Origin of the sequence: Phocaeicola acetigenes, from assembly GCF_027529745.1 — a bacterium.
In the GTDB taxonomy this organism is placed as follows: Bacteria; Bacteroidota; Bacteroidia; order Bacteroidales; family Bacteroidaceae; genus Phocaeicola; species Phocaeicola acetigenes.
Genome location: NZ_JAPZVM010000007.1, coordinates 104611 through 118193 on the forward strand (window position 1 = coordinate 104611; position 13583 = coordinate 118193).

The following is a 13583-nucleotide window of genomic DNA, read 5'->3' on the forward strand; positions in this document are numbered from 1 at the left end:
ATAGTATGATTGTTGTTTTTAATCCAGTTTCAATACGGCAAGGAAAGCTTTCTGCGGAACCTCTACTGTACCAATCTGCTTCATACGTTTTTTACCTTTCTTCTGCTTTTCAAGCAGTTTACGCTTACGGCTTACGTCACCACCGTAACATTTGGCTGTTACGTCTTTACGTACTGCCTTGATGGTTTCCCGGGCAATGATTTTGGCTCCGATAGCAGCCTGAATAGCAATTTCAAACTGCTGGCGTGGAATAAGCTCTTTCAGTTTCTCACACATACGGCGTCCTAAATCGTAAGCATTGTCGAAGTGGGTCAGTGTGGAGAGTGCATCCACCGATTCACCGTTCAGCAGGATATCCAGCTTAATCAACTTAGACGGACGGAAGCCGGACTGGTGATAGTCGAATGAAGCATATCCTTTTGAAATGCTCTTAAGCTTGTCGTAGAAGTCGATGACAATTTCTCCAAGAGGCATCTTATAATGCAGTTCCACACGGTTTCCGGAAATATAATCCTGACGTACCAGTTCACCTCTTTTACCTAAACACAAAGTCATGATAGGACCGATGTAGTCGGTTGCAGTAATGATAGAAGCGTCGATATATGGTTCTTCGATATGGTCTATCAAAGTAGGGTCGGGCATACCACCCGGGTTGTGTACCTCTTGTACTCCTCCCTGTTTGTCGTATACCATGTAGGATACGTTAGGCACAGTGGTGATGACATTCATGTCGAATTCGCGGTCGAGTCGTTCCTGTACGATTTCCATGTGGAGAAGTCCCAGGAAGCCGCAACGGAATCCGAATCCCAAAGCCAGTGATGATTCGGGTTGGAAGGTCAGTGAGGCATCATTCAACTGCAGCTTTTCCAAAGATGCACGCAGGTTTTCATAATCTTCGGCTTCAATGGGGTAAACACCGGCAAAGACCATCGGCTTCACTTCTTCGAATCCTTCGATGGCTTTGTCGCAAGGACGTGCAATGTGAGTGATGGTATCTCCAACTTTTACTTCTTTTGAAGTCTTGATACCGGAAATGATATAACCTACATCTCCCGTTCTGAGTTCTTTACGAGGAACCATATCCATTTTCAGTACACCCACTTCATCGGCATCGTATTCTTTACCGGTATTGAAGAATTTCACTTTGTCTCCGGTACGGATTACACCGTTCACTACTTTAAAGTAAGCGATGATGCCTCGGAATGAGTTGAATACAGAGTCGAAAATCAGAGCTTGAAGCGGAGCTTCTTCGTCTCCGGTCGGGTGGGGGATACGTTCTACTACAGCCTGAAGAATATCTTCTACTCCCATACCGGTCTTTCCGGAAGCACGGATGATGTCTTCCCGTTTGCATCCCAGAAGGTCGATGATTTCATCTTCTACTTCTTCGGGCATGGCACTGGCCATATCGCATTTGTTCATAACCGGGATGATTTCCAGGTCATGTTCCAATGCCATATAAAGGTTGGAGATGGTTTGTGCCTGTACGCCTTGTGAAGCATCTACTACCAGTAATGCTCCTTCGCAGGCAGCGATAGAGCGGGATACTTCGTATGAGAAGTCTACGTGTCCCGGAGTATCAATCAGGTTGAGAATATATTTTTCCCCTTTATAATTGTATTCCATCTGGATAGCATGGCTTTTGATGGTAATGCCTCGCTCACGTTCCAGATCCATATCGTCGAGCATCTGTCCTTCGGTCACTTTAATGGTCTGTGTGTACTCCAGCAGACGGTCTGCGAGTGTCGACTTTCCGTGGTCAATGTGGGCAATGATGCAAAAGTTTCTGATATTCTTCATCTGTGCTTTATAAATTAAAGTATTAATGGTGCAAAGGTAAGAAAAAAACTTGATACTCTAAGCCAGTTCAACAAGAGGCTTGCAATGTAATCATTGTTTTTTTATCTTTTACGGTTAGATGAAATTTGAATGTTTTTTCTTAAATTTACAATCATAAAATGCTGGCCTGGTTAATCGGAAGAAGAATCTAAATCGAAATGGCATGTGGTTAGAAGGGATTCTTTTACTTCCATATTTGCTGTTGCACTATGAAAAAGACAGAATACGAAATCAATTAAGTGAAGACGGGTACGGTGGAAGAGATGCTGAATAAGCAGGTCAAAGAGAATTTATGGGTATTTGATTAATTGTATTTGTTTGCTATGGAAAAGAGGATTGTCGTCTCATCGCTTGGGCCTGCAGAGGCCATGAAGGAAATAGTTAAGAAACTGTTTGTCTTTAAAGGTCGTTCCCGCCGTTCCGAATATTGGTGGGGCATGTTGTTGATTTATGTAATATTGGGTGTGTTTTCGGTAACTTTCCCTTTAGGACCGGCTAGTTTACCATTCTTTCCATTGTATGTTTTGGGAGGGATATTTTTGTGGAAATGTATATTGCTTCCGATGGGAGTAAGGCGCTTGCATGATACGGGAAGAAGCGGAGGATGGGCGTTTTTCGATTTTACGCTGATGTTTGTGTATTTGCTTTTGTTAGGAATGGAGGAGTGGAAAATTGTACAGGCTGCAGATGGTATGGAAGGAATGGAAGCCGTCAGGATGATGAGCAATACTTTGCTGAAATATGTATGGCTGCACATCTTATGTTTTCTCGTTCAGCTGATATTAATTGTCTTATTGTGTTTTGATAGCCAGAAAGGAGAAAATAAATATGGCAAGTCTCCCAAATACATAGAAGTGGAAGAGTAAAAATGCAGAATATAAGTTTTCGTTCGGGGGAGTATCGCAGTTTCAACAACTTTTATTACTTTTGCAATCGCATATTACGTTAATTATTAAAACAAACGATATAGAAACAATGGAATTAGCTAGTAAGTATAATCCCGCTGATGTGGAGGGAAAATGGTATCAGTATTGGCTGGACAATAAACTATTTAGTTCGAAACCTGACGGACGTGAACCTTATACCGTCGTTATTCCACCGCCAAATGTGACCGGAGTTCTCCACATGGGACACATGCTTAACAATACCATTCAGGATATTCTGGTACGTCGTGCCCGTATGATGGGGAAAAATGCTTGTTGGGTACCGGGTACTGACCATGCTTCTATTGCAACAGAAGCAAAGGTTGTGAATAAACTGGCACAGCAAGGTATTAAAAAGACTGATTTGACTCGTGAGGAGTTCTTGAAGCACGCATGGGCTTGGACAGAAGAACACGGAGGTATTATTCTGAAGCAGTTGCGTAAATTGGGGGCATCGTGCGACTGGGATCGTACTGCCTTTACAATGGACGAAGAACGCAGCAAAAGTGTAATCAAGGTATTTGTCGACCTTTATAATAAAGGTTTGATTTATCGTGGGGTTCGTATGGTAAACTGGGACCCGAAAGCCTTGACAGCATTGAGTGATGAAGAAGTAATTTATAAGGAAGAACACAGCAAGTTGTTTTATTTGCGTTATAAGGTAGAAGGTGACGCAGAAGGACGTTATGCAGTTGTTGCAACTACTCGTCCTGAAACAATTATGGGTGATACTGCAATGTGTATCAATCCGAACGACCCGAAGAACCAATGGTTGAAGGGTAAGAAGGTGATTGTGCCGTTGGTGGGCCGTGTGATTCCGGTTATTGAAGACGACTATGTAGATATTGAGTTCGGTACAGGATGTTTGAAGGTAACACCTGCTCACGATGTGAACGACTATATGTTGGGTGAGAAATACAATTTGCCGAGCATTGATATTTTCAACGATAATGGAACTATCAGTGAAGCTGCTGGTATGTATGTGGGTATGGACCGCTTCGATGTTCGCGAACAGATTGAAAAAGATTTGGCTGCAGCAGGTTTGTTGGAAAAAGTGGAAGCTTATACCAATAAAGTAGGTTTCTCTGAACGTACCAATGTAGCTATTGAACCGAAACTTTCTATGCAGTGGTTCCTTAAAATGCAGCATTTTGCAGATATGGCTTTGCCACCTGTAATGAATGATGAGTTGAAGTTCTATCCGGCTAAGTATAAGAATACTTATCGTCACTGGATGGAGAATATCAAAGACTGGTGTATCAGCCGTCAGCTGTGGTGGGGACATCGTATTCCTGCTTATTTCTTGCCGGAAGGTGGTTTCGTGGTAGCTGAAACTGCAGAAAAAGCGCTTGAACTTGCTAAAGAGAAGACTGGTAAGCAGGATATGAAGTTGGAAGATCTTCGTCAGGATGATGACTGTTTGGATACTTGGTTCTCTTCTTGGTTGTGGCCTATCTCGTTGTTCGATGGTATCAACCGTCCGGGAAATGAAGAAATCAAATATTACTATCCTACTTCCGATCTGGTAACAGGACCGGATATTATCTTCTTCTGGGTAGCCCGTATGATTATGGCTGGTTACGAATACATGGGTGATATGCCGTTCAAGAATGTATATTTCACCGGTATTGTACGTGATAAGATTGGCCGTAAGATGTCAAAATCATTGGGTAACTCTCCAGACCCATTGGATTTGATTGATAAGTATGGAGCTGATGGTGTACGTATGGGTATGATGTTGGCTGCACCTGCAGGTAACGATATCCTCTTTGATGATGCTTTGTGCGAACAGGGACGTAACTTCAATAATAAAATCTGGAATGCATTCCGTTTGGTAAAGGGATGGAATGTAGCTGAAATTGAACAGCCGGAATATGCGCGCTTGTCTACTGAGTGGTTTGAGGCTATGTTGGCTAAGACAGCTGCCGAAGTAAACGATCTGTTCGGAAAATATCGCTTGAGTGAAGCCTTGATGGTTGTTTATAAACTGTTCTGGGATGAATTCTCAAGTTGGTATCTGGAAATGGTGAAACCGGCTTACGGACAGCCTATCGATAGTGTAACTTATGAAAAGACACTGAGTTTCTTCGATACATTGCTGAAACTGTTACATCCGTTTATGCCTTTTATTACAGAAGAGCTGTGGCAGCATATTTACGATCGTCAGCAAGGCGAAAGTATCATGACGCAGACTTTGGATATGAATGTTTCGTACAACGAAGCTGTGATTGCTCAGTTTGAAGCAGTGAAAGAGGTGATTGGTGGTATCCGTACTATCCGTCTGCAAAAGAATATTGCACAGAAAGAAGCATTGTCTTTGGAAGTAGTAGGAGAAAATCCTGTAGAGGCTTTTGTTTCTGTTATTGCAAAATTGTGTAATTTGTCGGCCATTACTTCTGTGGAAACGAAAGCAGAAGGAGCTGCAGCCTTTATGGTAGGTACTACAGAGTATGCTGTTCCTTTGGGTAATCTTATTGATGTAGAAGAGGAACTGAAGAAACTGGAGGCTGACTTGAAATATCAGGAAGGATTCTTGCAAAGTGTGTTGAAGAAACTGAGCAACGAGAAATTTGTCAGCAAGGCTCCGGCAAATGTAATAGAAATGGAACGTAAAAAACAGGCTGATGCCGAAACTAAAATTGCAGCATTGAAAGAAAGTATAGCTGCATTGAAGAAATAAAGCCATCAGTTGTTTCTTTGATAAAAGCGCAAATACATGTTCAGATCATGTATTTGCGCTTTTTTTTAAATATTATTTTGCTTTATTGAAAAAAATATTTAAATTTACTCTAGAAATCATTCTTAAATACAACGAAAAAAGAAAATATTCAAGATTTTTTATCGGACGTATATTAAGTTTTAAATTAAAAATAACCTGACCTTAAAACTAAATACTCTATTGTTGCAGATATAATTTCTTTTATTGAATTCTTCCTTTGTATTTACTTTTGAGAAATATATTGTTTTATACTGTAAATGATGGAGTAATATCGAATATGAAAAAACATTTGTTAGATTTATCCGATGATGCGCTGATAGAAGGATATCGCGCTGGTGATACTCAATGTTTTGATGTACTGTTGGAACGTTATTCATCTTGTATTCTGTACTGGATTCGTCAGAAAACAAATAACGAGGATGAGGTTGCTGATTTGTATCAGGAGATTTCGTTGCGAATCTCCCAGAAATTGAAGAATGTATACGAGGGAAGAGGATATTTCCCTGCGTGGGCACATTGTGTAGTAGGTAATTATTTGTATTCTACTTATCGGAAGAAAAGGCCAGATACGGTCGAGTTAAGTCCGAACTTGCTGAATCATAATAAACTGGCAGCAGAGGAATCGGTCTCTTCTCATTCGGAGGAGTGTTTCCGTATTTTGGAGGCTGTAGTGAAGGAGCAGTCGGAGCCTATGCAACGGCTTATCAGAATGAGATACTGGGAAGACTGTACATATCAGGAAATATCCAATAGAACAGGAATAAATATGTCTACTGTAATAAAGCGTTTAAGAACGGTTTGTGCGAAAATGAAGCGCTTGATGAAAGGAAGAGGCATAGATCTGAGTTCATGATTGAAATAAGTCGACAGGGAGGAGAAGAGAAGACAAAAAGATTATTCTCTTCTCCTTTTTTACTTTTTTTAATGAGAAATTCGGGGTTAACATACACTATAATACAATATTTATAGTACATTTGTCACGCATTTGTAAAGTGTACTTGACAAAAATGGCCAATAAAATAAAACATCTGGGTATTGTGGAAAACATTCAAGGTTCTTACGTTCGGGTAAGGATTCAGCAAACATCTGCTTGTTCGTCTTGTAGTGTGAAAGGTCACTGCAATGCTTCAGAAACAAAAGAAAAATTAATAGATGTATATAATCGGAATAATCTTGATTGTCAGGTTGGCGATCAGGTATGGATTGTAGGGGCAACTTCAATGGGGATGAAGGCTGTATGGTTGGCATTTGGCTTTCCTTTTCTGATTTTGTTGTCTGTCTTGTTTATTGCTATGAGATTGACCGATGGTAATGAGGCTTTTTCGGCTTTAGTGGCATTGGTTATGTTAATTCCCTATTATCTTATTATATATATGTGCCGAAATAAGTTAAGTCGGACTTTTGTATTTGTGTTGGAAACTATAAAATAATTAATAACCTACTTTTTATTATGAGTTTAATTTTGGTGGCAGTGATTTCATTGGGCGCTATAGGTCTGATTGCAGCAGTCATACTTTATGTGGCTTCAAAGAAGTTTGCTGTGTATGAAGATCCACGTATTGGGCAGGTTGCGGAAGTTTTACCGCAAGCCAATTGTGGAGGATGTGGTTATCCTGGATGTTCTGGTTTTGCTGCAGCTTGTGTAAAGGCCGGTTCATTGGAAGGGAAATTATGTCCGGTAGGTGGACAACCTACTATGGAGAAAGTGGCAGCTATTTTGGGATTGGAGGCTACGGCTTCAGAACCAAAAGTAGCAGTAGTAAGATGTAACGGTACTTGTGCGAACCGTCCAAAGATTACTCACTACGATGGAGTACGTTCGTGTGCTGTAGCACATGCAACTTATGGAGGTGAGACCGGATGTTCTTTTGGTTGCTTGGGTTGTGGAGACTGTGTAAAGGTCTGCCAATTTGGTGCAATTCAGATTAATCCGGAGACAGGTCTTCCGGAAGTAGACGAAGAAAAATGTACGGCTTGTGGTGCTTGTAGCAAAGCATGTCCGCGCAATATTATTGAAATTCGTCCGAAAGGTAAGAACAACCGCCGTGTGTATGTACAGTGTGTGAACAAGGAAAAAGGAGCGGTAGCTCGTAAAGCATGTACTGCTGCTTGTATTGGTTGCGGTAAGTGTGTGAAGGTTTGTCCGTTCGAAGCCATTACGTTGGAAAACAATTTGGCCTACATCGATCCGGCTAAATGTAAGTCGTGCCGTAAATGTGAGATGGAATGTCCGCAGGGAGCAATCATTGCGAAGAACTTTCCTCCTCGCAAAGCTAAACCTGCTGAAGCAGTAGCAACTTCGGTAGCTCCGAAGGCTCCGGTTGAATCTGCTCCAAAAGCAGAAGTTGTCAATCCGGCACCTGCATCAGCTACTGAATCGGCACAGGCTCCGAAAGCAGAAGCTTAATTAACTTAAGTCGTAAATACTAATAAATAATATAACAGTGAAGACATTTAGAATTGGTGGAGTTCATCCAGCAGAAAATAAATTGTCAGCCGGTAAGGCAATCGAAACATTGGCTCTGCCCAAGCAGGCTGTGTTCCCTTTGTCTCAGCATATTGGTGCTCCTGCTACTGCTATCGTGAAGAAAGGCGATGTGGTAAAGGTTGGTACTAAAATTGCTGAGGCCGGAGGCTTTGTTTCGGCAGCTATCTTCTCTTCTGTATCCGGTAAGGTGAGTAAGGTTGATAGCGTAATTGACGCAAGTGGTTATCGTAAACCGGCTATTTATATTGATGTAGAAGGAGATGAATGGGAAGAAACTATCGACCGCAGCACAACTTTGGTTAAAGAGTGCAGTTTATCTCCGGAAGAAATTGTTGCAAAGATTAAAAATGCAGGTGTCGTTGGTATGGGTGGTGCATGTTTCCCGACTCATGTGAAACTGACTCCTCCTCCGGGTTGCAAGGCCGAATGTGTTATTATCAATGCAGTAGAATGTGAACCTTATCTGACTGCAGACCATCGTCTGATGCTTGAAAAAGCAGATGAAGTACTCGTGGGTGTAAGCATTCTGATGAAAGCTGCTAAAGTAACAAAGGCATATATCGGTATAGAAAACAATAAGCCTGATGCAATTAAACTGATGACTGAAAAAGCTGCATCTTACCTAGGCATTGAGGTAGTACCTTTGAAAGTAAAATATCCGCAGGGAGGTGAAAAACAGTTGATCGATGCTGTAATCGGTCGTCAGGTTCCTGCTCCTCCTGCTATTCCTATTAATGTAGGAGCTGTGGTGCAGAATGTAGGTACTGCTTATGCCGTATACGAAGCAGTTCAGAAGAACAAACCTTTGTTCGAACGTATTGTAACCGTTACAGGTAAGTCGGTGAAAAATCCGTCTAACTTCCTTACTCGTATGGGAACTCCGATGAGCCAGCTTATTGAGGCTGCCGGCGGACTGCCGGAAGATACCGGAAAGGTAATCGGAGGTGGACCAATGATGGGTAAAGCTTTGGCCAATACAGAAGTTCCTATCTGCAAAGGTAGTTCAGGTGTATTGCTGATGAACGAGAAGGAGGCACGCCGTGCAGAACCAGATCCTTGTATCCGTTGTGCGAAGTGTGTAAGTGCCTGTCCGATGGGACTGGAGCCATTCCTTTTGGCTACTTGTTCGGCACATGAAGACTGGGAACGTGTAGAGCACGAAATGATTATGTCTTGTATTGAGTGCGGTTCATGTCAGTTTACATGTCCTTCACATCGTCCGATGCTGGATTATATTCGTTTAGGTAAAGGTAAGGTGGGTGGTATTATCCGCGCACGTAATGCTAAAAAGTGAGTTTTTAAGTTCTTAAGTTCCTAAGTTTGTGATGGATGCACGGTTTGCAGCCATATAGACTTATAAACTCGGAGACTTAAACTCAAAAACTTACAAACTCAAAAACTCAAAAGTTATTATGGCAAATAAATTAATAGTATCGTTATCTCCCCACGTGCATAGCGGCGACAGCGTACAGAAAAACATGTACGGTGTAATTATCGCTTTGATACCTGCCTTGCTTGTATCGTTTTATATGTTCGGCCTGGGAGCTGTCATTGTTACGCTGACATCGGTTGTAGCCTGTATGTTCTTTGAATGGGCTATTACCAAATTTATATTGAAACGCAGCCGCAATACTATTCTGGATGGCTCTGCCGCTCTTACAGGTTTGTTGCTGGCATTCAATCTTCCTTCCAATCTTCCGTTATGGATTATTATTATCGGTGCGTTGGTAGCTATCGGTATAGGTAAGATGACATTTGGTGGTTTAGGATGCAATCCTTTCAATCCAGCATTGGTAGGGCGTGTGTTCCTGCTTATCTCTTTCCCTGTTCAGATGACTTCATGGCCACTTACTTCTCAGTGGACTTCTTACACTGATGCTGCTACAGGTGCTACTCCTTTGGCCCTGATGAAACAGGCTGTACACGGCGATACAGAAGCACTGAGCCAGTTGCCAAGTGTACTGGATTTGTTCCTGGGAAATAATCCTGGTTGTGTGGGCGAAATCAGTGCAGTCGCATTGTTGTTAGGTTTGGTCTATATGCTGTGGAAGAAAATCATTACATGGCACATTCCGGTTTCTATCCTGCTCACCGTATTTGTATTTGCTTCTATTCTGAATCTGGTTGATCCGGTGAAATATGCAGGAGGACTGACTCATCTGTTTACCGGTGGTTTGATGTTGGGAGCTATTTTCATGGCAACCGACTATGTGACTTCTCCGATGAACCACAAGGGAATGCTTATTTATGGTGTAGCAATTGGTTTCCTGACTGTAGTAATCCGTACATTCGGTGCATATCCGGAAGGTATGTCTTTTGCTATTCTCATCATGAATGCATTTACTCCGCTGATTAACACCTATTGTAAACCTAAACGTTTTGGGGAGGTTGTGAAGAAATGAAAAAGTTAGAATCATCTTTAAAGAATATGGCTTTGTCGCTCACCGGATTTACAGTTGTTGCCGGTGCATTGCTGGGATGGGTGAACGAAGTAACAGCCGAACCGATTGCACAGGCCAATGCCAAGACATTGAGTGATGCAATTGCTGTGGTGGTACCCGGATTTGACAACAATCCGGCTGAGGCTCCCGAAACTATCGAGGTAAGTGGAGTATCGTACAAAATCTATAAGGCTACTAAAGGTGGAGAATTTATCGGTGCGGCCGTAGAATCTTCTTCCAACGGCTTTGGCGGAACGCTGACTGTGCTGGTAGGTTTCGATCCGGAAGGAAACATCATCGATTATTCTTTGTTGAGCCATTCGGAAACTCCAGGCTTAGGTTCGAAAGCAGCCGACTGGTTTAAGAAAGGTGCCAAAGGCGATATCACCGGAAAGAATCCGGGTAATGCTCCTTTGGTAGTAAATAAAGACGGAGGAGAAATAGATGCCATTACTGCTTCTACAATTACAACCCGTGCATTTCTGCAAGCTGTAAACAATGCGTATGCGGCTTACAAGAATCAGCACGTAGACGGAACCAGTGGTGCTACTTCTCAGGCTAAGAGCGAGAATACAGAAAACGTAGAAAACAATTAAAAGGAGGAATAGACTATGAATAATTTTAAAGTATTGATGAACGGGATTGTGAAAGAGAATCCTACGTTTGTACTCCTTTTAGGTATGTGTCCTACGTTGGGTACTACTTCTTCTGCCATCAATGGTATGGGTATGGGATTGGCTACCATGTTTGTATTGATTTGTTCGAATGTGGTTATTTCATTAATCAAGAAACTGGTGCCTGATATGGTACGTATTCCTATCTTTGTGGTAGTCATTGCTTCGTTTGTGACTTTGTTGCAGATGATTATGCAGGCTTATGTTCCGGCTTTGTATGCTACATTGGGATTGTTCATTCCGTTGATTGTAGTAAACTGTATCTTGCTGGGACGTGCAGAAGCCTTTGCTGCCAAGAATACTCCGTTGGCTTCTTTCTTCGACGGATTGGGAATGGGACTTGGTTTTACCATTGCACTGACTATTCTGGGTGGTGTACGCGAATTCCTGGGTACAGGAAAATTGTTTAATATAGCTTTGATGCCCGAAAATTACGGTATGCTGATTTTCGTATTGGCACCGGGAGCATTCATTGCATTGGGTTACCTGATTGCAATTGTAAACAAACTGAAGAAAGCTTAACTCCTAAAAACAAAAAGAAGATATGGAATATATATTGATATTTATCACCGCTATATTTGTGAACAACATTGTGTTGTCACAGTTCTTGGGTATCTGTCCGTTCTTGGGAGTTTCTAAGAAGGTGGAAACCGCAATGGGTATGGGAGCTGCCGTGGCTTTCGTACTTACACTGGCTACTATTGTAACTTATCTGATTCAGCATTTTGTACTGAATCCTACAGGATTGGGTTACTTGCAGACTATTGCCTTTATTTTGGTAATTGCTGCATTGGTACAGATGGTGGAAATTATTCTGAAAAAGGTATCTCCCTCTTTGTATCAGGCATTGGGAGTATTCCTTCCGTTGATTACAACTAACTGCTGTATTCTGGGTGTGACTATTCTTGTTATTCAGAAGGAATACGATCTGCTTACAGGTGTAGTATATGCTTTCTCTACAGCACTTGGTTTTGCTTTGGCTCTGATTGTATTTGCAGGTATTCGCGAACAGTTGAGTCTGGTAAATATTCCGAAGGGAATGCGTGGTATGTCTATCGCTCTGGTAACAGCTGGTTTGCTGGCTATGGCCTTTATGGGCTTTTCCGGAGTAGATAAGGGCCTGGCTGTATTGTTTGGCTTGTAATAATTCAAGACCTTCTCTCCGAGAAGCGGAGAGAAGATTTTTCTGATACACCGTCGGCGGTGTTGGTTTCATGCTTAGAAAGCAGAGGCCAGCACCGCCGATGTTTTTTTGCATCCTTTCCTCCAATGTTGGTTTGTGATAGGAAGTACTGCAAGAAAGATAGTTTGGTGTAGCCTTTCGCGAAGAGTAGAAGAATGTGTACTTCACTTTATCCGATGTCGTCGGTTTTACAGCCACTGTCGTTGGTTTTATAAACGACGGCGTTGAACGTAAAATCGACGTCGTCGAATGAACTCTCTGATTGATACCATGCCTTTATGTGTCAGCTATCGGAATGTGCAGGAGAGGGGAGAGTAGAAGAATGAGAGTAAAAACAAAGCTTCCGAAAACGAAGGTTATTCATCTCCAATTTTCGGAAGCTTTTATAAAGAAAGGCAATGACCTTTATCCTTTCTTAATATATGCGTTTAGTCGATAAAACGTTTGGTCAGGTTGCCGAACTCATCAATTCGTCTGTCGCGCAGGAATGGCCACCAGCGGCGGACATTCTCACTACGGTTCATGTCAATTTCCACTACCAGGTTTTCTTCTTTCAAGTTGCTTGCCTGTGCCAGAAGTTCACCCTGCGGACCGGCTACAAAACTGTTTCCCCAGAATTGGATTCCGTTGGTCTGTCCCGAAGGATCCGGTTCCAGTCCTACACGGTTTACTGCAATAACCGGCAATCCGTTGGCTACAGCATGGCCTCTCTGTACGGTAACCCATGCTCCCAACTGGCGCATTTTTTCTTCCTGTGTGTCGGTACTTTCCCATCCGATAGCGGTAGGATAAATCAGCAGTTCCGCTCCCTTCAGTGCCATCAGACGAGCTCCTTCCGGATACCACTGGTCCCAGCAAACCTGTACACCCAACTTTCCGATGGATGTCTGAATCGGTTCGAAGCCAATGTCGCCCGGTGTGAAATAAAATTTCTCGTAATAGGCAGGATCGTCTGGAATATGCATTTTGCGGTATTTGCCGGCAATACTTCCGTCTGCATCGAATACTACAGCCGTATTGTGATACAGTCCGGCAGCACGTCGTTCGAACAGGGAAGTCACAAGAACGATATGATAAGCAGCCGCTATTTCACTATAAAAACCGGTAGAAGGTCCGGGAATAGGTTCTGCCAAATCGAACAGGTTAGTGTCTTCTGTTTGGCAGAAGTAAGGAGTGTTATGCAGTTCCTGCAAAACTACGAGCTGAGCTCCAGCCTGTGCCACAGACGCAATGTTGCGGTGCAACTTTTCCAAATTGAATTTGAGGTCGTTGGTGCATGATTGCTGCACGATACCTACTCGGATAGTTCTTTTCAT

General features: G+C 42.4%; 12 protein-coding genes. 10 read left to right on the forward strand and 2 right to left on the reverse strand.

The genetic code is table 11. The annotated features are described in order from the left end of the window. Window positions 1-18: 18 nt before the first annotated feature. Complete coding sequence (gene lepA, locus O6P32_RS09430; protein ID WP_269878206.1) at window positions 19-1800, reverse strand: translation elongation factor 4; 1782 nt, start codon at window positions 1798-1800, stop codon at window positions 19-21. A gap of 407 nt (window positions 1801-2207) precedes the next feature. Here lepA and O6P32_RS09435 point away from each other — a divergent pair, with 407 nt between their 5' ends. The 10 genes from O6P32_RS09435 (at window position 2208) to rsxA (ending at window position 12228) form a co-directional block, all read left to right on the forward strand. Continuing rightward, complete coding sequence (locus O6P32_RS09435) at window positions 2208-2705, forward strand: DUF805 domain-containing protein (protein ID WP_269878207.1); 498 nt, start codon at window positions 2208-2210, stop codon at window positions 2703-2705. A gap of 109 nt (window positions 2706-2814) precedes the next feature. Further along, a complete protein-coding gene (locus O6P32_RS09440; protein WP_269878209.1) occupies window positions 2815-5442 on the forward strand; it encodes a valine--tRNA ligase in 2628 nt (875 codons plus the stop codon). Between the two features lie 316 nt (window positions 5443-5758). Continuing rightward, a complete protein-coding gene (locus O6P32_RS09445; RefSeq protein ID WP_269878211.1) occupies window positions 5759-6334 on the forward strand; it encodes an RNA polymerase sigma factor in 576 nt (191 codons plus the stop codon). A 154-nt stretch (window positions 6335-6488) separates the two neighbouring features. Further along, on the forward strand, window positions 6489-6911 hold the full coding sequence (locus tag O6P32_RS09450; RefSeq protein ID WP_269878212.1) for a SoxR reducing system RseC family protein: 423 nt from the start codon (window positions 6489-6491) through the stop codon (window positions 6909-6911). A 20-nt stretch (window positions 6912-6931) separates the two neighbouring features. Continuing rightward, window positions 6932-7888: a Fe-S cluster domain-containing protein gene (locus O6P32_RS09455; RefSeq protein WP_269878214.1), complete on the forward strand. Its 957-nt coding sequence runs from the start codon at window positions 6932-6934 to the stop codon at window positions 7886-7888. Window positions 7889-7925: 37 nt separating this feature from the next. Continuing rightward, on the forward strand, window positions 7926-9263 hold the full coding sequence (gene rsxC, locus O6P32_RS09460; protein ID WP_269878216.1) for an electron transport complex subunit RsxC: 1338 nt from the start codon (window positions 7926-7928) through the stop codon (window positions 9261-9263). Window positions 9264-9381: 118 nt separating this feature from the next. Further along, window positions 9382-10371: an RnfABCDGE type electron transport complex subunit D gene (locus tag O6P32_RS09465; protein ID WP_269878218.1), complete on the forward strand. Its 990-nt coding sequence runs from the start codon at window positions 9382-9384 to the stop codon at window positions 10369-10371. Then, on the forward strand, window positions 10368-11006 hold the full coding sequence (locus tag O6P32_RS09470; protein WP_269878219.1) for an RnfABCDGE type electron transport complex subunit G: 639 nt from the start codon (window positions 10368-10370) through the stop codon (window positions 11004-11006). Before O6P32_RS09465 ends, O6P32_RS09470 begins: the two co-directional genes overlap by 4 nt. Window positions 11007-11021: 15 nt before the next feature. Next, complete coding sequence (gene rsxE / locus O6P32_RS09475; RefSeq protein WP_269878221.1) at window positions 11022-11606, forward strand: electron transport complex subunit RsxE; 585 nt, start codon at window positions 11022-11024, stop codon at window positions 11604-11606. 22 nt (window positions 11607-11628) lie between these two features. Then, window positions 11629-12228: an electron transport complex subunit RsxA gene (rsxA, locus tag O6P32_RS09480; RefSeq protein WP_269878223.1), complete on the forward strand. Its 600-nt coding sequence runs from the start codon at window positions 11629-11631 to the stop codon at window positions 12226-12228. A gap of 467 nt (window positions 12229-12695) precedes the next feature. Here the strand turns inward: rsxA and O6P32_RS09485 are convergent, their stop codons facing one another. Next, on the reverse strand, window positions 12696-13583 hold the full coding sequence (locus O6P32_RS09485; protein ID WP_269878225.1) for a carbon-nitrogen hydrolase: 888 nt from the start codon (window positions 13581-13583) through the stop codon (window positions 12696-12698).

Excerpts from the sequence above, each read along its gene's own strand:
- lepA (WP_269878206.1), bottom strand. The coding sequence starts at position 1,800 with ATGAAGAATATCAGAAACTTTTGCATCATTGCCCACATTGACCACGGA.
- O6P32_RS09435 (WP_269878207.1), top strand. The coding sequence starts at position 2,208 with ATGAAGGAAATAGTTAAGAAACTGTTTGTCTTTAAAGGTCGTTCCCGC.
- O6P32_RS09440 (WP_269878209.1), top strand. The coding sequence starts at position 2,815 with ATGGAATTAGCTAGTAAGTATAATCCCGCTGATGTGGAGGGAAAATGG.
- O6P32_RS09445 (WP_269878211.1), top strand. The coding sequence starts at position 5,759 with ATGAAAAAACATTTGTTAGATTTATCCGATGATGCGCTGATAGAAGGA.
- O6P32_RS09450 (WP_269878212.1), top strand. The coding sequence starts at position 6,489 with ATGGCCAATAAAATAAAACATCTGGGTATTGTGGAAAACATTCAAGGT.
- O6P32_RS09455 (WP_269878214.1), top strand. The coding sequence starts at position 6,932 with ATGAGTTTAATTTTGGTGGCAGTGATTTCATTGGGCGCTATAGGTCTG.
- O6P32_RS09465 (WP_269878218.1), top strand. The coding sequence starts at position 9,382 with ATGGCAAATAAATTAATAGTATCGTTATCTCCCCACGTGCATAGCGGC.
- O6P32_RS09470 (WP_269878219.1), top strand. The coding sequence starts at position 10,368 with ATGAAAAAGTTAGAATCATCTTTAAAGAATATGGCTTTGTCGCTCACC.
- rsxE (WP_269878221.1), top strand. The coding sequence starts at position 11,022 with ATGAATAATTTTAAAGTATTGATGAACGGGATTGTGAAAGAGAATCCT.
- rsxA (WP_269878223.1), top strand. The coding sequence starts at position 11,629 with ATGGAATATATATTGATATTTATCACCGCTATATTTGTGAACAACATT.
- O6P32_RS09485 (WP_269878225.1), bottom strand. The coding sequence starts at position 13,583 with ATGAAAAGAACTATCCGAGTAGGTATCGTGCAGCAATCATGCACCAAC.